Genomic DNA, 21,274 nt, shown 5'->3' on the forward strand with positions numbered 1-21,274 from the left:
TTCAGCCGGGCACGGCCTGTCGCGCGGTGGCAGGCGAGGCCAGCGCGAACTGCATGTCGGCCAGGGCCCGCAGCAGTTGCGCATGCGCGGCCTGCAAGGTGTCGACGCGGGAGCGGGCTTCGTCGATCGCTCCCAGAGCAAGCGCCCGTCCGACCTCGTCGCTGTGCCGGCGCACGATGGCGTGCTCCTGGCGCACCCGGTCGACCAGCGCGAGGCGGTCGACGGCGGACAGGGTGGGTGCTGCGGCGGGGTCGGGCAAGGTCGGCAGCGGCGGCATCACGGGGCTCGTGAGGCGCCGGCCGTGCTGCAGCGCATGGCGCAGCTGTTGCAGGTGGCCGCGCGCCTGCACTTCGGCCAGCAGCAGCGGATAGACCTCGTCCGTCCAGCGCACGCGCGCGCAGTCGCGCCAGGCCTGCGGCGGCTGCCACACCTGCACCCAGGCCGGCAGGTCGGCCGCCGGCATGGGGCGGGCCACGCCGTAGCCCTGGGCGCGGTCGCAGCCCATCTGCAGCAGCAGGCGGCCGTGGGCCTCGCTTTCCACGCCTTCGGCGATGACCCGCCGGTCCAGCGCGTGGACCAGCCGGATCACGCCATGCGCGATCACCAGGTTGTCGCTGTCCTCCAGCAACTCGCGCACGAAGCTCTGGTCCAGCTTGATGGTGCGCGCGGGCAGGCGCTTGAGGTAGGTGAGCGAGGAATAGCCGGTGCCGAAATCGTCGATGGACACATGCACGCCGAGGGCGTGGCATTGCTCGATGATGCGGGCGGCCTTGACCACGTCGTCCAGGCTGGTGGTCTCTAGGATCTCCAGCTCCAGCAGGTCCGCCGCGTCCGGATGCCGCTCCAGCGCCAGGCCGAGCTTGCGCATGAAGTCGGCCGCCTGCAGCTGCGCGCTGGCCACGTTGACCGACACCGGCAGTCGCAGGCCGGCGGCTGCCCAGCGCCCGGCTTGCACCAGCGCCTGCTCGATCACCCATTCGCCGAGGTCGATGGTCAGCGCATCGTCCTCCAGCAGGGGCAGGAAGGCACCGGGCGGCAGCAGCCCGCGTTCGGGATGCTGCCAGCGGATCAGCGCCTCGGCACCGAGCACCGTGCCCAGGCGCATGTCCACCTTGGGCTGGTAGTGCAGCACCAGCTCGCCGTTGCGCATGGCCTGCCGCAGGCGCTGCGCATGGTGGCCGACATCGCGGGCATGGCGGTCGTCTTCGGCATCGAAGACATGGAAGCGACCGCCGCCGGCCTGCTTGGCGCGGTACATGGCCTGGTCGGCATGGCGCAGCAGGGCTTCGGGTTCCACCTCGTCCTGCGGGAAGAAGGTGACGCCGATGCTCCCGGTGAGCGTGTGGCTGCCGCCGCCCACCTGCAGCGGCAGCGTGATGGCATCCACCACCTGCTGCAGCATGCGGTGGCAGCCTTCGGTGTCGCTGCGCTCGAAGAGCAGCACGAACTCGTCGCCGCCGGTGCGCGCCACCGTGTCGTCGGGCTGGACGGCCGCCTGCAGGTGCCGCGCCACCTGGACCAGCGCCAGGTCGCCCGCCGCATGGCCATGGCCGTCGTTGACGGGCTTGAAGTTGTCCAGGTCCATGTAGCAGACGGCCAGCACCGTGGCGCGCCCGCGGGCCCGTGCCACGGCGTGCTGCAGCCGGTCGGCCAGCAGCACGCGGTTGGGCAGGCCGGTGAGCGCGTCGTAGTAGGCCATGCGCGCCAGTTGCTTCTCCTGCGCCTTCAGGTGCCGGATGTCGGCGAACACGGCGACGAAGTTGCTGACCTGGCCGTGGCCGTCGCGGATGGCCGAGATGGACAGCAGCTCCGGGTACACCTCGCCGTACTTGTTGCGGTTCCAGATCTCGCCGTTCCAGTTGCCCGTCTCCAGGATGCGCTTCCACATGGCCGTGTAGAAGGCGCGGTCGTGGCGGCCCGACTGCATCATGCTGGGGTTGCGGCCGATCACCTCGGCGCGGCTGTAGCCGGTGATGCGGCAGAAGGCCGGGTTGACGTCGACGATGTTGCCCCGCGCGTCGGTCAGGGTGATGCCGTCGTAGGCGTTCTCGAAGGCGGTGGCATGCAGCTTCAGGCGCTGCTCGGCCGCCAGCTGCGCCTGGTAGCGTCGCTGCAGTTCGCCATGGGCGCCCGCCAGCTGGCGCTGCATGCGGTGCCACTGCAGGAAGGCCCAGCTCAGGTAAGCGGCCATGAGCATGGCCAGGCCGAACAGCACCAGGCGCCAGGCGTGGGCCTCGGCGTCCAGGCGCCGCCAACTTTCCTCGTAGCGGCGCTGCACGTCCTGGATGCGGGCCGTGGTGTCGAGCCTGCGCACGGCGTCCACCGCGCCGTCGCGGGCGCTGCGCAGGCGATGGATGGTGTCGCCCTGGGTGAGCAGGCGCTGCACGGGCAGGGCGAGCGCGGGGTCGGACTGGGCGGCCACCCGCAGCGCCTCGGCCGCCGCGTCGGCCTCCGCGCCGTCGCTGTCGCTGTTGCCGCTGCCCGGCAGGAAGCCGAGCACGTAGCGCCGGGCAGCCCCTTGCAGCGGCGTGCTCTCGGTGGCCTGCAGAAGGTCCTGGGCGGCAGAGGGCAGGCCGGCCTGGGCCTGCACCAGTCCGAGGTGGCTGCGCCGGAAGTCTGGCAGGCCGGCGGCCTTGGCCTCCATGGCCGTGCGCAGGGCGGCGAGCGCCTGCTGCAGCGCGGGCCGATCCGCCGCGGGTACGACGTCGGGCAGGGCCTGCAGCTGCTGGATCTGCTGCGCGGCCCGGGTGGCGAACTGCGACAGCGCGCGGTCGTCCACCGTGCGCCCGGCCTGTAGCGAAAGCAGTTGCGCATCGAAGCCGGCATCGGCCTCGCGCACGCCCAGCAGCTGGCACAGGAAGGCCATGTGCGCGCTGGCCGGTGCCGGATCGGCGCGCAGGTAGGTGAGGGTGAGGCCCGCCAGCAGCAGCGCCGCCATCGCGCCCACCCGCAGGTACCAGGCGCGAGGCAGTTGCACCGGGCGCGCATCGGGGGCCGCCGCCGGCGCGGCCAGGGCGTGCCGCGGCTGGAGGCTGCCCCAGTCCGAGGGTGGGGCGGAGGGCGCCGCGCTCACGGGGCGGCCTTCGGCAAGGCCTGAGGTGACGGTGCCAGCCGGTGCGGCTGGGCGGGCATGGCGCCGCATCCGGCCATGGCATCGGGCCGCGGCGGCGGGCGCAGGCGCCCGGAGGGCCGCGGGGGCAGGGAGGGAGGGCGCATGGCGCGCCGATTCTGGGCAGCGCCGCCCCTGCTTGTATTGCGCTAGATCAAATCTACGGGTTCGGCGGCGACCCTACAGCAGGCTGGACACCCGCGCCGCGGCGTCCAGAAGCGGCGGCAGCAGGCTGTCCTGCATCACCTTGGCGCTGGTCCGGTTGGCCTGGCCGCTGATGTTGAGCGCGGCCAGCACCCGGCCCGCGCGGTCGCGCACCGGTGCGGCGATGGAGATCAGCCCTTCCTCCAGCTCCTGGTTCACCAGGCACCAGCCCTGGCGCCGCGCCTGGGCGATACGCGCGGCGATGGCCTCGGGATCGGTCAGCGTGTGGCGCGTGAGCGGGGCGATGGGCGAAGCGGCCAGGCGGCGCTGCAGTTCGTCCTCGGGCAGCGCAGCCAGCAGCACCCGGCCCATCGAGGTGCAGTAGGCCGGCAGGCGCGAGCCGATGCCGACGTTGATGCGCATGATCTTGTGCGTGGGCACGCGCATCACGTAGACCACGTCGGTGCCCTCCAGCACCGCGGCCGAGCACGACTCCTTGACCTGGGCCACCAGCGACTCCATCACCGGCTCGGCGCGGTTCCAGATCGGCATCGACGACAGGTAGGCGAAGCCCAGGTCCAGGATGCGCGCCGTGAGCGAGAAGAAGCGGCCGTCGCTTTCCACATAGCCCAGCGTCTGCAGCGTGAGCAGGATGCGGCGCGCCCCGGCGCGGGTGAGGCCGCTGGCGGCCGCGACCTCGCTCAAAGTCTGGCGCGGCGCGCTGGCGCTGAAGGAGCGGATGACCTGCAGGCCGCGGGCGAAGGACTGCACGAAACCGTCGCCGGGGCGTGGCGCTTCGGGGACTTCGGTGGAAGACGGGGTGGATGGCATGGTCGAGGAAGCGGGCTAGAATTCATTCTAAGAACAAATGTTCGTATTGCGAACATCTTCCGGCTTTTCCCCGTCGACTTTCCCGTGACCCGCGCCCGCCCGTGCAAAGGCTGGCGTCCCTGAAGAAGGAACCCCGCATGATCGACAAACTCGCCGCCTCGGTGGAGGAGGCGCTCCAGGGTACGCCCGATGGCGCCACGGTGCTGATCGGAGGCTTCGGCACGGCCGGCATCCCCGACGCGCTGATCGACGGCCTCATCGCGCAGGGTGCGCGCGACCTCACGGTGGTCAACAACAACGCCGGCAACGGCGAGGCCGGCCTGGCCGCGCTGCTCAAGGCCGGCCGGGTGCGCAAGATCATCTGCAGCTTCCCGCGGCAGGCCGACAGCTTCGTCTTCGACGGGCTCTACCGCGCCGGCAAGATCGAGCTGGAGCTGGTGCCCCAGGGCAATCTGGCCGAGCGCATCCGCGCCGCCGGTGCCGGCATCGGTGCCTTCTTCTGCCCGACCGGCTATGGCACCGAACTCGCGGCCGGCCGCGAGACCCGCGTGATCGATGGCAAGCACTACGTGCTCGAACTCCCCATCCACGGCGACCTGGCCCTCATCAAGGCCGAGCGGGGCGACCGCTGGGGCAACCTCACCTTCCGGAAGGCCGCGCGCAACTTCGGCCCCGTGATGGCCATGGCCGCGAAGACGACCGTCGCCACGGTGCACGAGGTGGCCGAGCTGGGTACGCTCGACCCCGAGGCCATCGTCACGCCCGGCATCTTCGTCAGCCGGGTGGTAAAGATCGACCGCACGGCCACCCAGGCCGGCGGCTTCAAGAAGAAGGAGGTGGCGTGATGGCCGACTACCAACGCCGAACCAAGGACCAGCTCGCCGCCCGCGTGGCACAGGACATCTTCGACGGTGCCGTCGTCAACCTCGGCATCGGCCAGCCCACGCTGGTGGCCAACCATCTGCCCGCGGGCCGCGAGGTGGTGCTGCACAGCGAGAACGGCATCCTGGGCATGGGCCCGGCGCCGGCCGCGGGGGAGGAGGACTACGACCTCATCAACGCCGGCAAGCAGCCCGTGACGCTCCTGCCGGGCGGCGCCTACTTCCACCATGCCGACAGCTTCGCCATGATGCGCGGCGGCCACATCGACATCTGCGTGCTGGGCGCCTTCCAGGTCAGCGCCACGGGCGATCTGGCCAACTGGAGCACCGGCGAGCCCGGCGCCATCCCGGCCGTCGGCGGCGCCATGGACCTGGCCACGGGTGCCAAGCAGACCTGGGTCATGATGGACCTGCTGACCAAGCAGGGCGTGAGCAAGGTCGTGGCGCAGTGCAGCTACCCGCTCACGGGTCTCGCGTGCGTCAAGCGCATCTACACCGACCTGGCGACACTGGCCTGCACATCGCAGGGCCTGCGCTGCATCGACCGCGTGCCGGGCCTGTCGCTGCAGGAACTCGAACGGCTGGTGGGCCTGCCCATTGCCGAAGACACGGCTGCCGACTGAACCCCCCCTCTTTCATCCGATTCCCAAGGAGACCTTCCGCATGACCATCGACGCCTTCATCTGCGACGCCATCCGCACCCCCTTCGGCCGCTACGGCGGCGCACTCGCCAGCGTGCGTACCGACGACCTGGGCGCGATCCCCATCAAGGCGCTGATGGAACGCAATGCCAAGGTCGACTGGCAGGCCGTGACCGACGTGCTCTACGGCTGCGCCAACCAGGCCGGCGAGGACAACCGCAACGTCGCGCGCATGGCCGCGCTGCTGGCCGGCCTGCCCATCGAGGTGCCGGGCGCCACCATCAACCGCCTGTGCGGCTCGGGCCTGGACGCCGTGGGCAGCGCGGCCCGCGCCATCAAGGCGGGCGAGGCGCAGCTGATGATCGCCGGCGGTGTGGAGAGCATGAGCCGCGCGCCCTTCGTCATGCCCAAGGCCGAGTCGGCCTTCAGCCGCAGCAACGCCGTCTACGACACCACGATCGGCTGGCGCTTCGTCAACAAGCTGATGAAGGCGCAGTACGGCGTGGACTCCATGCCCGAGACGGCCGAGAACGTGGCCGAGCAGTTCAAGATCGAGCGCGAGGCGCAGGACCGCATGGCCCTGGCCAGCCAGCAGCGCGCGGTGGCGGCGCAGAAGTCCGGCTTCTTCGAGTCCGAGATCGTGCCCGTGACGATCCCGCAGAAGAAGGGCGACGCCATCGTCGTGGCCAAGGACGAGCATCCGCGCGACACCAGCCTGGAGTCGCTCGCCAAGCTCCGTGGCGTGGTCAAGCCCGAGGGTACGGTCACGGCCGGCAATGCCAGCGGCGTGAACGATGGCGCCTGTGCGCTGCTCATCGCCAGCGAAGCGGCGGCCGCGAAGAACGGCCTGACGCCGCGCGCCCGCATCGTCGGCATGGCGACGGCCGGCGTGGCGCCGCGCATCATGGGCATCGGTCCGGCACCGGCCACGCAGAAGGTGCTGGCGCAGACCGGCCTCTCGCTGGACCAGATCGACGTCATCGAGCTGAACGAGGCCTTCGCGGCCCAGGGCCTGGCCGTGCTGCGCATGCTGGGCCTGAAGGACGACGACGCGCGCGTCAACATCAACGGCGGCGCCATCGCGCTGGGCCATCCGCTGGGCGCCAGTGGCGCGCGTCTGGCGACCACGGCGGTCAACCAACTGCACCGCGGCGGCGGCCGCTATGCGCTGTGCACCATGTGCATCGGCGTGGGCCAGGGCATCGCCCTGATCCTCGAAAAGGTCTGATCAGCGGCCGATGAGCGCCAGGTAGTCGCTGCGCGTGCGCGGCGACACCGAGGCCAGCACCTGCTCGTACGAGGTGCCGTGCCGGGCCAGCAGCCGCGCGCTGGCCACGGCCTTGGAGCGGCAGAACCAGTGGCAGGTGTGCTGCAGCAGAAGCAGCTCCGCACTCATCATGAAGGCCCGCGGCTTGTCGGCCAGCCCGGGCTCGTTGGCCGCCACGGCCGCGATGCCCTTCGCATGGATGGCGAAGGCGCGCCGCACATCGAACAGCAGCCCGCCCGACAACAGCGGCTGCGCCCAGGGCAGCCACATCGGCAGCTTGCTCATCTGCGCCAGCGGTGCCTCCGTGCCGGCCACGTCGGCAGCGAAGCGCCGCAGCTGCTCGGCCAGCGATTCCTCCGTCGCGCACAGCGTCTGCCAGATCTGCCGGCGGCGGTCCTCGTCCGCCTCGTCCAGCCAGCGCAGATAGCCGTCGAGCAGCGTCTCCATCTGGGGTTCGATGCGGTAGGGCGCCAGCTTCGCGCCGAGCAGCGCGATGCGACGTTGTTGATCGCGCCGTTTCAACAAATGCAGGCCGAGCGCGGCCAGGGCCAGCAAGGCCAGGAAGTCCATGAAAGTTCCGCAGGGAAATGCCGAAAACGAGGCAGTGTAGGCAGGTCTGCAACACCTGCCGCGCGCGCAACGTCAGAACGAATACTTAAGGTTTCCAAAAATGTGTCGCGAAGTCCTAAGGTCGAGACACAATTTGCAACATGGCCAATTCCTCTTCAAGATGCGGGGATTGATTGCGCGCCGCACGTTCATTTCTGCCCCATGCGCCTCTTCCTGAGGATTTTTTTTTGCTGTGTCTGGGCCGCCGCCTGGCCCGCGGCAGGACAGGACACGCCCCTGCAGTTGCGGGTTGTGGGGGGGCTGGCCGGCGTTGCCCAGTACACGCAGCACGAGGCGCCTTTCTGGACGCAGACCTTGCCCCGGCTGATGCAGGGGCGGGTGGCTGCGACCATCGCGCCCTTCGACCAGGCCGGGGTGCCCGGCAACAAGATGCTCACCCTGCTGGAGACCGGCGTGGTGCCTTTCGGCACCGTGCTGCTCAGCCAGGTGGGCGGTGAGCATCCGGCCCTCGCCCTGCCCGACGTGGCCGGCCTCAGCGCCGATGCCGCCACGTTGCGGCGGGTGGTCGATGCCTTCCGGCCCGAGATGGACCGCATGCTGCGCGAGCGCTTCAACGTGAAGCTGCTGGCCATGTACATCTACCCGGCGCAGGTCATCTTCTGTGCCACGCCGATGAAGGGCCTGACCGACCTCAAGGGCCGGCGCGTCCGGGTCTCCAGCGGCACCCAGGCCGACTTCGTTCAGGCATTGGGCGGCACCCCGGTGCCGACCGCCTTCGCCGCACTCATGAGCAACATGACCTCGGGCAACACCGACTGCGCCATCACCGGCGGGGCCTCGGGCAACACCCTGGGGCTGCACCGCATCACCCGCTCGCTTTTCACCATGCCGATCAACTGGGGCCTGGCCATCTTCGGCGCCAATGCCGACGCCTGGGCGGTGCTCCCGGCCGACCTGCGCATCGTGCTGGAGCAGCAGTTGCCGCAGCTCGAACGCCGCATCTGGGACCAGTCCATCCGCGACACCGACCTCGCCGTCGCCTGCAACACCGGCGCCGGTCCCTGCGACGGCGGCACGCCCGGCGCCATGGTGGCCGTCGCGCCCACCGCCGAGGACGACCGCCTGCGCCGCCAGATCCTCCGCTCCACCATCCTGGTCAACTGGCTGCAGCGCTGCGGTACCGAGTGCACGCGGCTATGGCAGCGCACGATTGCGCCCGTGGTCGACGGCAAGGCGGCGCGGACGCCATGAAGTCGACCAGCAGCCCGCCGCGGCAACTGGCCGCGTCCACCCTTGCGCTGGCCACGCTGTTCATCGTGGTGGTCTTCGGCCTCTCCGTGTTCGCGGTGCTGGAGATGCGCAGCCGCGCCGTCGACGACGCCCGCGACCAGATCGACCGCTTCCTCAGCGGGTCGGTGGCGGCCGTCAACCAGAACCTGCTGGGCGTGGATCTGCTGCTGGCCGACCTGGGCATGCTGCTGCGCCCCGTGGGCAACGAGGACATGGCCGCGGCGGCGCAGCGGGCGGCCACCAGCATGCAGTCGCTCGCCCGGCACAGCCTGCTGGTCGAGCGCCTGGAGGTGCTGCGTCCGGACGGCAGCGTGGTCTCGCCTCCGGGCGGCGAGGCGGTGCAGCTGTCGCCCGCCTTCACCGCCCGCCTGATGGGCCAGCCCGTGCCCGAGCTGATGACCACGGCGCCCTCGCTCAGCCCGCGCACCTCGCAGCAGGTGCTGTACTTCACCCGCATGGTGCGCCTGCCCGACGGCACGCAAGGCATCGCGCTGGCCGAGGTGCAGGTGGCGTCGCTGGCCCGGCTGCTGGCGCATGGGGCGGGCATCGACGGCATGGAGGTCACGCTCGAAAGCCTCAGCCAGGGCCTGCTGGTCAGCGTGCCTCCGCGCAGCGAGATCGCCGAAGGCTCGGCCTCGCTGCCCGAACTGCGCAGCGCCGCCGATGCGCGCGGCATCGTGCGTGCCAATTCGCGCCTCATGGGGCAGGACGCGCTGATGGCGCTGCGCCCCACGCTCAACCAGGACATCGTGCTCAGCGCGGGCCTGCCCATGGAGGAGGTGCTGGAGGGCTTCCGCACCGAGCGCAACCTGATCGTGGGCGTGACGGTGCTGCTGATGCTGATGGTGGTGGGCGTGTCGGCCTACGCGCTGCACCAGTTGCGCGAACAGTGGCTGCGCCGCCGCGAGGCGCTGCATGCCAAGAGCATGCTGGACCAGGCCCTCGAATCCATGTCCGACGGCTTCGTGCTGCTGGATGCCGAAGGCCGCGTGGCGGCCTGGAACCGGCGCTTCGCCGAGATCTTTCCGCAGGCGCGCGTCGCGCTGGAGGCGCGCATGCACATGGTGGCGGTCGAGAGTGCCGTCTCGGGCCGCAGCGCAGAGGAGGCGGCCCTGCTGCCGCCGAGCCTGCCCGCGCCGGGCGAGCAGGAGCTGGAACTGCCCGACGGCCGCACGGTGGTCGTCGTCAAGAGCCCGACGCCCAACGGAGGCATGGTCTGCGTCTACCGCGACACCAGCGAGAAGCGCCGCCACCTGGCCGACATCGTGGAAGGCAAGGCCCAGCTGCAGGCCACGCTCGACGCGCTGCCCGACGTGCTGCTGGAGCTGTGCCTGGACGGACGCTGCATCGGCTTCCATTCGGCGCGCGCCTCGCTGCTGGACATCGGCGACCCGGTGGGCCGCACCCTGTCGGAGGTGCTGCCCGGCGACGCCGCCATCCAGATCATGGCCGCCATGCGCGAGGCCTATCTGAAGGGCCTGTCCTTCGGCAAGCAGTTCGAGCGCCGCGCCTCGCAGGGCACGGCCTGGTTCGAGATCTCAGCCTCGCGCAAGCTGGTGGGCGAGGGCGCGGACGCGCGCTTCATCGTCATCCTGCGCGACATCACCGACCGCATGTCGGCGCAGCTGCAGATCGACCATCTGTCCTTCTACGACAACCTGACGGGCCTGCCCAACCGGCGCATGCTGCTGCACCGCCTGCAGTCGGCCATCGACGCCAACGTGCGGCGCGAGCGCCAGGCGGCGCTGCTCTTCCTGGACCTGGACCACTTCAAGACGCTCAACGACGCGCAGGGCCGCAATGCCGGCGACGTGCTGCTCAAGCAGGTGGCGCAGCGGCTGCAGCAGCTCATGCGCGAGGGCGACACCGTGGCCCGCCTTGGCGGCGACGAGTTCGTGATCCTGATCGAGGGCCTGAGCGCCGACTCCGCCACCGCCGTGATGCAGACCCAGGCCTTCGGCGAGGCGGTGCTGGCCGAGCTGGGCCGGCCCATCCAGCTGCCGGCGATGACCTACCACGGCACCTGCAGCATCGGTGCCACGCTGATCAGCGCCAGCTCGGCCTCGCTGGAGGACCTGCTCAAGCAGGCCGACATCGCCATGTTCCACGCCAAGACGGCCGGCGGCGACGTGCTGCGCTTCTTCGAGGCCGACATGCAGACCACCGTCAATGCGCGCGCCTCGCTGGAGAGCGAGCTGCGCGCGGCATTGAAGGCGCGCGGCCAGTTCCTGCTGCACTACCAGCCGCAGGTGACCTCCGAAGGGCGCGTGGTGGGCGCCGAAGTGCTGATCCGCTGGCTGCATCCGCAGCGCGGGCTGATCCCGCCGGCCGCCTTCATCGACGTGGCGGAAGAGACCGGTCTGATCTCGCCCATCGGCCTGTGGGCGCTGGAGCAGGCCTGCAAGCAGCTGGACGACTGGAGCAACCATCCGCGCCGCCGCCACCTCACGCTGGCCGTGAACGTGAGCGCGCGCCAGTTCCGCAAGGAGGACTTCGCGGACAAGGTGCGCGAGGTGCTGATCCGCACCGGCGCCGATCCGTCCAAGCTCAAGCTGGAGCTGACCGAAAGCCTGCTGCACGACGAGGTGGCCGAGACCATCCGCAAGATGAAGTCGCTGGCCGCCATCGGCATCCGCTTCTCGATGGACGACTTCGGCACGGGCTACTCGTCGCTGTCGTACATGGCGCAGCTGCCGCTGCACCAGATCAAGATCGACAAGTTCTTCGTCAGCGGCATCGGCACCAATCCCAAGATCGAGCTGATCGTGCAGACGCTCATCGGCATGGCGGCCAACCTCGACCTGGAGGTGGTGGCCGAGGGTGTGGAGACGCAGGCGCAGCTGGACTTCCTGACCCGCAACGGCTGCCGCGTGTGCCAGGGCTTCCTCTTCGGACGGCCGCAGCCGGTGGAGGTGCTGGAGTCGCAGCTCGACACGGAGCTGATCCCGCTCTGAAGGCAGGGGCGCGGGCCGGCCCGGCGTCCCGCGCCGCGTCCTGCACGCCGGGGCGGCCCTCGGCACAATGCCCGCTTCGCTCTTCCTGCCACGGCCCGCCGCGCGGCCGCCCCGCCTTGTCCTTCCCCGAGTTCTTCGCGCCGCCGATCGCGGACCCTGCCTTCTACCTGGTCGCCGTCCCCGCCGTGCTGCTGCTGGGCATCAGCAAGAGCGGCTTCGGCGCGGGCTTCGGCTCGCTGGCGGTGCCGCTCATGTCGCTGGCCATCACGGTGCCGCGCGCGGCCGCCATCCTGATGCCGCTGCTGTTCGTGATGGACGTGCTGGGCATCGCCGCCTTCCGCCGCGACCTGGACCGCCGGCTGCTGGCCTTCCTGGTGCCGCCGGCGCTGGTAGGCGTGGTGCTGGGGGCCTTGCTCTTCCATGCGCTGTCGGCGGCGACGGTGGCCGGCATCGTGGGTGTGTGCACGCTGCTCTTCCTGGCGCAGCGGCTGCTGTTTCCGCCGCGCCCCGATGCGCCGCCGCCCTCGCGCGCCGCGGGCTGGGTGCTCACCGTGCTGTCGGGCTTCACCAGCTTCATCTCGCATGCGGGCGGGCCGCCCATCAACGCCTACCTGCTGCCGCTGAAGCTGCGGCCCATCGTCTTCACGGCCACGATGGCCTACCTGTTCTTCCTGGTGAACCTCGCCAAGTGGATCCCCTACGCCTGGCTGGGCCTGCTGGACGCGCGCAGCTTCAGCACCTCGCTGCTGCTGATGCCGCTTGCGCCGCTGGGCGTGTGGGCGGGCGTGCACGTGGCACGGCGCATCGATCCGACGTGGTTCTACCGCTGCGTCTACGGCGGCATGTTCCTCACCGGCCTCAAGCTGGTGTGGGATGGTTTCTTCTGAAGGCGGCGCGCGCTCGCTGGCCTGCCTCGCCCATCCTCGACTTTCCATTGCAAGGAGTTTTTCGCCCATGGCTTCTGTCCACGAACTCATCGTCCTGACGGGCGCCTCGCGCGGCATGGGCCGTGCGATGGCCAGCCAGCTGCTCGCGCGCGGCGGCGTGCGGCTGCTGTGCCTGTCCCGCGGCACCGATGCCACGCTGGAGACCGAAGCAGCCGCCGCGGGCAGCGAGGTGCTGCAGTGGTCGGCCGACCTGGCCGATCCGCTGCCGGTGGCCGAGCGGCTGGCCGCCTGGCTGGCCGAGCAGGACCCTTCCGCCCTTGGCCGTGCCGTGCTGATCAACAACGCGGGCACCGTGGGGCGCACGGCGCCACTGGCCCGGGCTTCGCTGGGCGAGCTGTCGGCGGCACTGCGCGTGGGCCTGGAGGCGGCGCTGCTGCTGACCAGCGCCTTCCTGTCGGCGACCGCCGGCTGGTCGATGCCGCGGCAGGTGCTCAACATCTCTTCGGGGCTGGGCCGCAATGCCATGGGCAGCCAGGCGCCCTATTGCGCGGCCAAGGCAGGCATGGACCATTTCTCGCGCGCCGTGGCGCTGGAGGAGGCCGAGGAAGGCGGCGCCCGCATCGTGTCGCTGGCGCCCGGCGTGATCGACACCGACATGCAGATCGCGCTGCGCAGCGCCGACGCGGCGCTCTTTCCCGATCGCGGCCGCTTCGAGGCCCTGCACCGCAACGGGCAACTGGATTCGCCCGAGTCGGCCGCCCGCAAGGTGCTGGCCTGGCTGGATCGGCCGGACTTTGGCGCCCAGCCGGTGGGGGATGTGCGGAAATCCTGAACTGAAGCACCCCCCAAGCCGCTTACGCGGCTCCCCCCTCTCTCTGTCGCCTTCGGCTCGGGAGGGGGGCGCACCCGGAGGCCTGGCAAAGCCAGTTCCTCGGGTGCACTGGCATGGCCTGCTCCGCGGCCGTTCGATCAGGAAGGTGACGCCAGGTCTATGCCGGGCGGCGCGCTGGCGCCGCTACAGGTAAATCTTCTGCAAGAGCCGGATCAAGGTCTCGCGCTCGCGGTCGGTGAGCTTGTGGCTGGCTTCTTTCTCCAGCTGGATCACGGCCTCTTCCGCCTCGACCATGAGCTGATGGCCGGCTGGCGTGAGGTGCAGGCCCACCGCGCGGCCGTCGTGCGGATGGGGTCGTCGTTCGATCAGACCCCGGCGGTCCATGGCCGCGACCAGGCTCACGAAGTTAGGCGGCTGGATGTCCAGCGCCGCGCACAGCTGGCGCGAGGTGGCGCCCGGGTTGTGCGCGAGCAGCGAAAGCACCGAGAAATCCGTCGGCTTGAGGCCATAGACGGCCATCCGCTCGGCGAAGGCGACATACACGACCAGGTAGGCGCGGCGCGCGTTGTAGCCCACCAGGCTTTCGAGCACATGGCTGTCCAGCGGCTCGGGCGCGGTGGTCGGGGGCGGGACGGGCTTGCGCGGGCGGGGCTTGGAGGTGGTCATGGCATGCGCAGTCTAGAGCGGCAGGGCCCGCTCACTTCTGCGGCTCGCAGGCCTTCTTGATGATCGCCGCGCGCATGTCGAACTCGGGCAGCACCCAGCGGCGGAAGGCGGCCGCGGCGCGGGCCTGCGTCTCGCCGGCGCCGGGTGCCTGCTCGATCCGGGCCCAGGCCCAGGCCAGCAGCGTCACCATCACCAGCCGCAGATAGTCGTCGGCCAGCTCGTAGGGCAGGCGCGGCTGGGCGTGGGCAGCCATGGCGATCTGCGTGGTCAGGTAGCGCAGCTGGGCCAGGCGGCGCTGGGCGTCGGCATCGATGTCGCGCGAGGCGTCCAGTTCGTCGCGCAGCGCCAGCAGCGTGGCCGCGAAGCCGGCGCCGGCATCGGGCAGCACCTTGCGCACCAGCAGGTCGATGGCCTGGATCTCGTTGGTGCCCTCGTAGATCATGGTCACGCGGGCGTCGCGCAGGATCTGCTCGATGCCCCATTCGCGCACATAGCCGTGGCCCCCGAACACCTGCAGGCAGGCACTGGCGCCATCGAAGCCCTGCTGCGTGCACGCCGCCTTGAGCACGGGCGTGATGTAGCTGCACCACTTGTGCGCCGCTTCGCGCGCCTTGGCATCCTCGGCATGGCGCGCCACGTCGAGCTGCAAGGCGGTGCGGTAGGCGATGAGCCGGCCGCCGTCGATCCAGGCCCGCTGCACGTCGAGCACGCGCGCCACCGCGGGATGCTCGGCGATCAGGCTGGGGCCGGCCGCACGGTCGGCGCCCGGGGCCACCATCTGGCGGCGCTCCTGCGCATAGGCATTCGCCTTCTGCCAGGCGGCGTCGAGCAGGCCGATGCCCTGCAGCGCCACATGCAGACGGGCCGCATTCATCATGACGAACATGGCGGCCAGGCCGCGGCCGGGCTCGCCCACCAGCCAGCCGGTGGCGTCGTCGAAGCGCATCACGCAGGTGGGGCTGCCGTGCAGGCCCATCTTTTCCTCGATGCGCTCGCACTGCAACGCGTTGCGCTCGCCGTCGTCGAGCACCTTGGGCACCAGCGCCAGCGACAGGCCCTTGGGACCGGCCGGCGCATCGGGCAGGCGGCACAGCACCAGGTGGACGATGTTGGGCGTGAGGTCGTGCTCGCCGCCCGAGATGAAGATCTTGGTGCCCGAGACGCGCACGCTGCCATCGGCCTGCGGCACGGCGCGGGTGCGCACCAGGCCCAGGTCGCTGCCGGCATGGGCCTCGGTCAGGCACATGGTGGCCAGCCATTCGCCGGTGGCGACCTTGCCCAGGTAGCGGGCCTTGAGGTCGTCGCTGGCATGGTGGTGGATGCATTCGTAGGCGCCATGCAGCAGGCCCGGCGCCATGGTGAAGCCGTGGTTGGCGCCGGCCAGCCATTCGTAGAGCACGGCCTCCAGCACGGCGGGCAGGCCCTGGCCGCCGTCCTCGGCCGCGGCGGAGAGGCTGGGCCAGCCGCCCTCCACGAAGGCCTGGTAGGCGGCGGCGAAGCCGGGCGGCGTACGGACCTGGCCGTCTTCGAGGCGGCAGCCGATCTCGTCGCCGTCGCGCTGCAGCGGGGCGATCACCTCGCCGACGAAGGTGGCTGCCTGCTCCAGCACCTGGGCCTGCAGGTCGGCATCGACCTCGGCGAAGGGAGCAAGCCGGGACAGCTGCTGGGAGGCACCGAGGACGGAGTCGAGAAGGAAGCGGACGTCTTCAGGGCGAGGGGCGTAATCCATGGCAAACGGGCAGGAAGTCAGGGCGCGACGCAGGCGAAGCTGGTCGCGCGTTCGGTGTCGCCGCCGCGGAATCGTGCGACGGCGGGATAGGGGCACAGGGGACGGGTGCGGTCGGGCGCCCAGCTGGCGGGCACCTCGGGGTTGGGCTGCGGCGAGCCGGGGCCGCGGGCCTCGGCCAGCACCTGCTCGGGCGCGTGGCCGCCCTCGACCCAGTCCACCAGTGCCGTGAGCATGTCGAACTGGTCGGTCGAGGGGCCGCCGCTGCAGTGGTTCATGCCGGGCACCGGGAAGTAGCGCACGAATTCGCCCGCGCGTCCGGCGTGCGTGGCCTGCAGGCGGTCGTACCACGCGGCCGTGTCGTCGGACGAGAACACCGGATCGCCGGTGCCGTGATAGACGATCATCCGGCCGCCCCGGGCCCGCAGCGATTGCAGGCGTTCGACATTGGGCGGCGCCATGAAGGCCATGGCCGATTCGTCGTACGGGGCCTGCGTGGCATCGATGCGGGGTGCATCGCGGTCCATGTCGAAGCCGAGCGCGAAGGCCAAGCCCTGTGGCCGGTCGGCCATCGGCGGCGTGCTGAAGATGAAGGCCACGGCACCGGCGTCGCGGGTGGCCGGGCTGGCGAGCTTCCATTCGCGCCAGTTGGCGCCCGAGACGCCGGGGTCGAAGGGGAAGCTGCTGTAGATCTGGCGGCCATTGCTGTCGCGGGCGCCGGCGAAGACGCGGGCCAGGGCCATCTTCTGGGCCGGATCCAGGCAGCTGTCCTGCCGGCCGGCGGTGCAGGTGGGCACGTCGCGGCCCAGGTTGAAGCGGGCCTGGCAGGACTTGAGGTCGCCGACGATGCCGTCGGTCAGGCCGTCGAGCATGTCGCAGCGCGCCAGGACGGCCCGCGAGAGCGTCTGCAGCTGCCCAGGCGTGAAGGCGGTCTGCAGATCCGGCTCGCCCTGCGCCGTCTTGCCCGTAGCCAATGCCGCGTACTGCTGCGCGCCATACAGCTGCGCGACGGCCGCGCGCGGCAGGTGGAACCCCGGGTTGCCGGCCAGTACGCCGTCGAAGGCCTGCGGCAGGCGCGAGGCCGCCACCATGGCGTGGCGCCCGCCGTTGGAGCAGCCCGCGATGTAGGAGCGGTCGGCCGGTCGCCCATAGGCCTGTGCGACGAGTTGCTTGGCCACGGGCGTGAGCTGGGCCACGGCGCTGTAGCCGTAGTCGCGCCGCGCCTGCGGATCGAGGCCGAAGCGCGGATTGGGCGCCGGATGGCCGGCGTCGCTGCTGACCACCGCGAAGCCCATCGACAGCGCGTTGGTGCGCGGCCCGCCGCCGCCGATGCCGCCCAGCGCCGGCACGACCACGCCGTCCAGCCCGCCGTTGGCCTGGAACAGGAAGCGGCCGTTCCAGGCCTGCGGCAGCCGCAGCTCGAAGCCGATGGCGTAGCGCTGGCCGTCCACCGTGCTGGTGCGCTCGGCCATGCGGCCCTGCACCAGGCAATGCGCCGGCGCCTGCTCGCTGCCGCCGCGCACCGCCACCGGTCCGGCCGGCACGCTGCGCACCGCGGTGAACACCACGCCGGGCGCGGCTTCGAGGCGTTCGCAGGTGTGCAGTTCGCCGGGGCGCGCCGCCTTCATGGCCGTGGCCGCTTCGGGCGGCCGCGAGCCGCAGGCACTGAGCAGGGAGATGGCGCCGCCGATGGCGGCAAGGCGGAAGGTGTTCATGGTCGGGGTCTCGCAAACGGCGCGAAGCCGGCATCGTAAGAGCCGGCTTCGCGATCGGTCAGCCTGGGGTGATCAGGACTCTGCCGTAAAGCCGATCTGCTTGACCAGGGGCCCCCAGCGCTCGTATTCCGCCTTCTGGTCGGCTGCCATGTCCTGCGCCGTGGTGCCGTGGGCCACCAGTCCCACCAGCGCCAGCGAGTCGATCACCGACTTGTCCTTCAGTGCTGCGTTGATCGCCGCATTGGCCGAGGCCAGCGTGGCGGCCGGCGTCTTGGCCGGCGCGTAGAAGCCGAACCACTCTTCCGAGGTCACGTCCGGGTAGCCCAGTTCGGTGAAGGTGGGCACATCGGGCAGGTAGGGCGAGCGCTTCTTGCCGGAGGTGGCCAGGACGCGCACGCGGCCGTTCTTCATGTACTGGAGGTAGTCGCCGCTGGGGTTCATGGCGGCGGCGATCTGGCCGCCCACCAGGTCGGTGATGCTGGGCACGGTGCCGCGGTAGGGCACATGCTTCAGCTCCACGCCCGAGCGCATGCCCAGCAGCGCGCCCAGCAGGTGCGGCATGGAGCCTGCGCCCGGCGAGCCGTAGCTGGCCTGGCCGGGGTTGGCCTTGGCCCAGGCCAGGAAGTCCTTCAGCGTCTTCACCTCGGCCGGCACCGCCGGGCCCACGGCCAGGCCGTGGAACATGATGGCGCCGATGGAGACGGGCGTGACGTCCTCCGGCTTGTAGGCCAGCTTGGGATAGATGTACGGGTACACCGACAGGGCCGACACCGGCGCCAGCGTGAGCACCGAGCCGTCCGGCGGCGAGTTCTTCAGCGTCTCGACCGCGATGCGGCCGCCGGCGCCCGGCTTGTTCTCGACGTAGGCGCCCTTGGCATAGGCGGTGCCGGCGATCTTCTCGGCCACGCGGCGGGCGACGGTGTCGCCGGCGCTGCCGGCGGGGAAGCCGTACATGATCTTGACCTGCTCGATGGCCTGGGCGAAGGCCGACAGGGGCGACAGGGCGCCCAGGGCGGCCGCGCCGCCGAGGGTGTGGAGGAATTGACGACGATGTTGCATGGATGTCTCCGGAGAGCGAAGGAAGAAAACGGGGTCAGCGGCAGCTGAAGTTGGCCGCGTCCTCCAGGCTGCCCGTGCCGTTGTAGCGGGCGACCTTCGGATAGGGGCACAGCGGCCGGGTGCGGGTGGCGGACCAGGTCGCCGGCAGGTCGGTGTTGGCGCCACCGGCATTGCCGGTGCCGCGGGCGCTGGCCACCACGCGGTCAGGGGCCTGGCCTTGCTCCACCCACTTGACCATGGCGCTGAGCATGTCGAACTGGTCGGTGGCGGGGCCGCCTGAGCAATGGTTCATGCCGGGGATCAGGTACAGCCGCGCGAAGTTGGAGGCGTCGCCGCCGTTGTCCTTTTGCAGTTGCTGGTACCAGTCGACCGAGTCGTCGCTGCTGAAGATCGGGTCGGCCGTGCCGTGGTAGACCATCAGCTTGGCGCCGCGCTTCTTGAGCGCCGGCAGCTTGCCGTAGTTGGGCGGCGTCATGAAGGAGATGCTGTTCTCGGTGTAGATGCCCGAGGTGCCGGTCACCTTGGCCAGGATGGTGTCCAGGTTGGTGCTGAGCGCGAAGCTCGGGCCGTTGAAGCTCGGGTCTTCCGGCGGCGACTGGAAGACCAGGCCGACGGAGCCGGAGTCGAGGATCAGCGGCACGGTGAACTTCCAGAACGACCAGCCGCCCGTGTCCAGGCCCGCGTCGTAGGGGAAGCTGCTGTAGATGCGCGTGCCGCTGTTGGTGGTGGCGCCCTTGAACAGCTTGTCGATCTTGGCCTTCTGGTCGGCGGAGAGGCAGGTGCCGTTGCGCGTGGTGGCGCAGGTGGGCACGTCGCGGTTGATGTCGAAGGCGGCCTGGCAGGCTGCGGTGTCCTGCACCATGCCGTCGGCGGCACCGTCCAGGCCGTCGCACTGGGCGAGCACGGCCTTGGTGACCAGCGTGCGCTCGGCCTGGGTGAAGGCCGTGCTCAGGTCGCCCGGCGTGGTCGCCAGCGTGGCATAGGTCTGGGCGCCGGCGATGTTGGCGGTGGCCGCCAGCGGCAGGCGGGTGCCGGGGTCGCCGGCAATGATGCCGTCGTACTGGTCGGCATAGCGCGAGGCCGCGACCATGGCGTGGCGGCCGCCGTTGGAGCAGCCGCCGAAGTACGAGCGGTCGGGGCCCTTGCCGTAGGCGGTCTGGATGGCACTCTTGGCCATGGGCGTGAGCTTGGCCACGGCCTGGTAGCCGTAGTCCAGGCGCGCCTGGGGGTCAATGCCGAAGGTGGCGCCCAGGCTGCCGTCGTGGCCGGCGTCGGAACTGAGCACCGCGAAGCCGGTGGAGAGGGCGCCCGTCAGCGGTCCGCCGCCCAGCGTGCCGGTGGCGGTCACGACGCTGCCGTCCAGGCCGCCGTTGCCCTGGTAGAAGAAGCGACCGTTCCAGGCGCGCGGCAGGCGCATCTCGAACTTGATCGCATAGTTCTTGCCGTCCACGCTGCTGGTGCGGGGGAACATGCTGCCGGTGACCAGGCAGTGCTCGGGCACATCGGTGCCGGCCACCTTGAGCGTGCCGGCCGCGACCAGCGTCGAAGACGCGATGGTGGTGTTGGCGAAGCTGATGCGCGTGGCTAGATCGGTGCACGACTGCAGCGATGCGCCCACCGCGGCCGACAGCTGCGGGATGGTCTCGACTGCAGGCGCCGGTGCGGGCGCCGGCGCAGGGGCGGGTGCAGGCGCGGGCCGGTTGGCGGCGATCAGCGCCGCCGCCAGCGCGGCGTTCTGGTTGTTGTCGTTGCCCGAGCCGCCGCAGGCCGCCAGCAGCGCGAGGGGTGCGGCGGCCGCCAGGGCCCGCAGCGCGAAAGTCTTGCCGTCTTCCTTCTTCATGGTGTGTCTCCGTGGTGGTTCTTCGTGAAGGTCTCGCACAAGGAAAGAGCGGCCCCTCGGCCGCTCCGGGGGTCAGCGCGGCGCCATGCGCAGCGCGCCGTCCAGCCGGATCACCTCGCCATTGAGGTGGCCGTTGGTCACGATGTGGCAGGCCAGCTCGGCGAATTCCGAGGGCTTGCCCAGACGGGGGGGGAAGGGGATGGCGGCCGCCAGCGACTGCTGCACCGGCTCGGGCAGTTCCAGCAGGAGGGGCGTCGCGAAGATGCCGGGCGCCACGGTGCAAACGCGGATGCCGTGCTGCGCCAGGTCGCGCGCCATGGGCAGCGTCATGCCGACCAGACCGCCCTTGGAGGCGCTGTAGGCCTGCTGGCCCACCTGGCCATCGAAGGCAGCCACCGAGGCGGTGAACATCATCACGCCGCGCTCGCCGCCTTCGAGCGCTTCCAGCTTCGCGCAGCGGGCCGCGAAAAGACGGCTCACGTTGTAGGTGCCGATCAGGTTGACCTGGATGACGCGCGCGAAGTCCTCCAGCGGGGCGGCACTGCCGTCCTTGCCGACGATCCGCTTGGCGCTGCCGATGCCGGCCACGTTCATCAGGATGCGGGCCGGGCCGTGGGCTTCGGCCGCGGCGCTCAGGGCCGCGTCGACGCTCGCCGTGTCGGTGATGTCGCAGGCGAAGGCCGTGCCGCCGATGTCGGCGGCGACCTTCTTCGCCTGATCGAGATTGCGGTCCAGCACCGCCACCCGGGCACCCAGCCGGGCGAGTTCGCGGGCCGTGGCTTCGCCCAGTCCGGAGGCGCCACCGGTGACGAGTGCGCTTTGTCCTTCGATCTTCATGACTTCATCTCCTTGTCGGGTCTTG

At 70.8% G+C, this 21,274-nt stretch carries 16 protein-coding genes; 7 read left to right on the plus strand and 9 right to left on the minus strand.

All coding sequences use genetic code 11. From position 1 onward, the window contains the following. Position 1: 1 nt before the first annotated feature. Positions 2-3,073, minus strand: coding sequence for an EAL domain-containing protein (locus tag ACT54X_RS07355; RefSeq protein WP_476345788.1), 3,072 nt, complete (start codon positions 3,071-3,073; stop codon positions 2-4). 216 nt (positions 3,074-3,289) lie between these two features. Then, positions 3,290-4,084 (minus strand): IclR family transcriptional regulator domain-containing protein, encoded by a 795-nt coding sequence (locus ACT54X_RS07360; protein ID WP_294370000.1) that lies wholly within the window; start codon positions 4,082-4,084, stop codon positions 3,290-3,292. Positions 4,085-4,221: 137 nt separating this feature from the next. Here ACT54X_RS07360 and ACT54X_RS07365 point away from each other — a divergent pair, with 137 nt between their 5' ends. Genes ACT54X_RS07365 through pcaF form a run of 3 tightly spaced genes read left to right on the plus strand, consistent with a single transcriptional unit; the run spans position 4,222 to position 6,834 of the window. Continuing rightward, complete coding sequence (locus ACT54X_RS07365) at positions 4,222-4,929, plus strand: 3-oxoacid CoA-transferase subunit A (protein WP_294369997.1); 708 nt, start codon at positions 4,222-4,224, stop codon at positions 4,927-4,929. Then, complete coding sequence (locus ACT54X_RS07370) at positions 4,929-5,588, plus strand: 3-oxoacid CoA-transferase subunit B (RefSeq protein ID WP_294369995.1); 660 nt, start codon at positions 4,929-4,931, stop codon at positions 5,586-5,588. Before ACT54X_RS07365 ends, ACT54X_RS07370 begins: the two co-directional genes overlap by 1 nt. 40 nt (positions 5,589-5,628) lie before the next feature. Beyond that, on the plus strand, positions 5,629-6,834 hold the full coding sequence (pcaF, locus tag ACT54X_RS07375) for a 3-oxoadipyl-CoA thiolase (protein ID WP_294369992.1): 1,206 nt from the start codon (positions 5,629-5,631) through the stop codon (positions 6,832-6,834). Here pcaF and ACT54X_RS07380 read toward each other — a convergent pair whose 3' ends face one another. After that, complete coding sequence (locus ACT54X_RS07380) at positions 6,835-7,443, minus strand: hypothetical protein (protein ID WP_294369990.1); 609 nt, start codon at positions 7,441-7,443, stop codon at positions 6,835-6,837. A gap of 201 nt (positions 7,444-7,644) precedes the next feature. On the opposite strand from ACT54X_RS07380, the gene ACT54X_RS07385 reads away from it, so the two are divergent. The 4 genes from ACT54X_RS07385 to ACT54X_RS07400 all read left to right on the plus strand — a co-directional run bounded on the left by ACT54X_RS07385 (position 7,645) and on the right by ACT54X_RS07400 (position 13,406). After that, positions 7,645-8,694, plus strand: coding sequence for a TRAP transporter substrate-binding protein (locus tag ACT54X_RS07385; RefSeq protein ID WP_294369988.1), 1,050 nt, complete (start codon positions 7,645-7,647; stop codon positions 8,692-8,694). Further along, positions 8,691-11,687, plus strand: a complete 2,997-nt coding sequence (locus tag ACT54X_RS07390; RefSeq protein ID WP_294369985.1) for a putative bifunctional diguanylate cyclase/phosphodiesterase — start codon at positions 8,691-8,693, stop codon at positions 11,685-11,687. Before ACT54X_RS07385 ends, ACT54X_RS07390 begins: the two co-directional genes overlap by 4 nt. A 116-nt stretch (positions 11,688-11,803) precedes the next feature. Next, on the plus strand, positions 11,804-12,574 hold the full coding sequence (locus ACT54X_RS07395; RefSeq protein ID WP_294369982.1) for a sulfite exporter TauE/SafE family protein: 771 nt from the start codon (positions 11,804-11,806) through the stop codon (positions 12,572-12,574). A gap of 67 nt (positions 12,575-12,641) precedes the next feature. Continuing rightward, positions 12,642-13,406 carry an SDR family NAD(P)-dependent oxidoreductase gene (locus ACT54X_RS07400; protein WP_294369979.1) on the plus strand — a complete coding sequence of 255 codons (765 nt, stop codon included), beginning with the start codon at positions 12,642-12,644 and terminating at the stop codon, positions 13,404-13,406. Between the two features lie 183 nt (positions 13,407-13,589). Here ACT54X_RS07400 and ACT54X_RS07405 read toward each other — a convergent pair whose 3' ends face one another. The 6 genes from ACT54X_RS07405 to ACT54X_RS07430 form a co-directional block, all read right to left on the minus strand. Next, positions 13,590-14,072: a MarR family winged helix-turn-helix transcriptional regulator gene (locus tag ACT54X_RS07405; RefSeq protein WP_294369976.1), complete on the minus strand. Its 483-nt coding sequence runs from the start codon at positions 14,070-14,072 to the stop codon at positions 13,590-13,592. A 31-nt stretch (positions 14,073-14,103) separates the two neighbouring features. Further along, entirely contained in the window at positions 14,104-15,801 is a 1,698-nt protein-coding gene (locus ACT54X_RS07410) for an acyl-CoA dehydrogenase family protein (RefSeq protein WP_294369974.1), read from the minus strand. A 17-nt stretch (positions 15,802-15,818) separates the two neighbouring features. Next, positions 15,819-17,513 (minus strand): tannase/feruloyl esterase family alpha/beta hydrolase, encoded by a 1,695-nt coding sequence (locus ACT54X_RS07415; RefSeq protein ID WP_294369971.1) that lies wholly within the window; start codon positions 17,511-17,513, stop codon positions 15,819-15,821. A 72-nt stretch (positions 17,514-17,585) separates the two neighbouring features. Next, a complete protein-coding gene (locus ACT54X_RS07420; protein WP_294369968.1) occupies positions 17,586-18,572 on the minus strand; it encodes a Bug family tripartite tricarboxylate transporter substrate binding protein in 987 nt (328 codons plus the stop codon). Positions 18,573-18,606: 34 nt separating this feature from the next. Continuing rightward, positions 18,607-20,412 carry a tannase/feruloyl esterase family alpha/beta hydrolase gene (locus ACT54X_RS07425; RefSeq protein ID WP_294369965.1) on the minus strand — a complete coding sequence of 602 codons (1,806 nt, stop codon included), beginning with the start codon at positions 20,410-20,412 and terminating at the stop codon, positions 18,607-18,609. Positions 20,413-20,484: 72 nt separating this feature from the next. Then, on the minus strand, positions 20,485-21,249 hold the full coding sequence (locus ACT54X_RS07430; RefSeq protein ID WP_294369962.1) for an SDR family NAD(P)-dependent oxidoreductase: 765 nt from the start codon (positions 21,247-21,249) through the stop codon (positions 20,485-20,487). Between the last annotated feature and the right edge of the window lie 25 nt (positions 21,250-21,274).

This window comes from Pseudacidovorax sp. DMC4, from assembly GCF_056314265.1.

What these genes read in the sequence shown, in the direction of transcription:
- ACT54X_RS07415 (WP_294369971.1), bottom strand. Translation starts at nt 17,513, where the DNA reads ATGAACACCTTCCGCCTTGCCGCCATCGGCGGCGCCATCTCCCTGCTC.
- ACT54X_RS07420 (WP_294369968.1), bottom strand. Translation starts at nt 18,572, where the DNA reads ATGCAACATCGTCGTCAATTCCTCCACACCCTCGGCGGCGCGGCCGCC.
- ACT54X_RS07385 (WP_294369988.1), top strand. Translation starts at nt 7,645, where the DNA reads ATGCGCCTCTTCCTGAGGATTTTTTTTTGCTGTGTCTGGGCCGCCGCC.
- ACT54X_RS07390 (WP_294369985.1), top strand. Translation starts at nt 8,691, where the DNA reads ATGAAGTCGACCAGCAGCCCGCCGCGGCAACTGGCCGCGTCCACCCTT.
- ACT54X_RS07410 (WP_294369974.1), bottom strand. Translation starts at nt 15,801, where the DNA reads ATGGATTACGCCCCTCGCCCTGAAGACGTCCGCTTCCTTCTCGACTCC.
- ACT54X_RS07405 (WP_294369976.1), bottom strand. Translation starts at nt 14,072, where the DNA reads ATGACCACCTCCAAGCCCCGCCCGCGCAAGCCCGTCCCGCCCCCGACC.
- ACT54X_RS07430 (WP_294369962.1), bottom strand. Translation starts at nt 21,249, where the DNA reads ATGAAGATCGAAGGACAAAGCGCACTCGTCACCGGTGGCGCCTCCGGA.
- ACT54X_RS07365 (WP_294369997.1), top strand. Translation starts at nt 4,222, where the DNA reads ATGATCGACAAACTCGCCGCCTCGGTGGAGGAGGCGCTCCAGGGTACG.
- ACT54X_RS07425 (WP_294369965.1), bottom strand. Translation starts at nt 20,412, where the DNA reads ATGAAGAAGGAAGACGGCAAGACTTTCGCGCTGCGGGCCCTGGCGGCC.
- ACT54X_RS07400 (WP_294369979.1), top strand. Translation starts at nt 12,642, where the DNA reads ATGGCTTCTGTCCACGAACTCATCGTCCTGACGGGCGCCTCGCGCGGC.
- pcaF (WP_294369992.1), top strand. Translation starts at nt 5,629, where the DNA reads ATGACCATCGACGCCTTCATCTGCGACGCCATCCGCACCCCCTTCGGC.
- ACT54X_RS07370 (WP_294369995.1), top strand. Translation starts at nt 4,929, where the DNA reads ATGGCCGACTACCAACGCCGAACCAAGGACCAGCTCGCCGCCCGCGTG.
- ACT54X_RS07380 (WP_294369990.1), bottom strand. Translation starts at nt 7,443, where the DNA reads ATGGACTTCCTGGCCTTGCTGGCCCTGGCCGCGCTCGGCCTGCATTTG.
- ACT54X_RS07360 (WP_294370000.1), bottom strand. Translation starts at nt 4,084, where the DNA reads ATGCCATCCACCCCGTCTTCCACCGAAGTCCCCGAAGCGCCACGCCCC.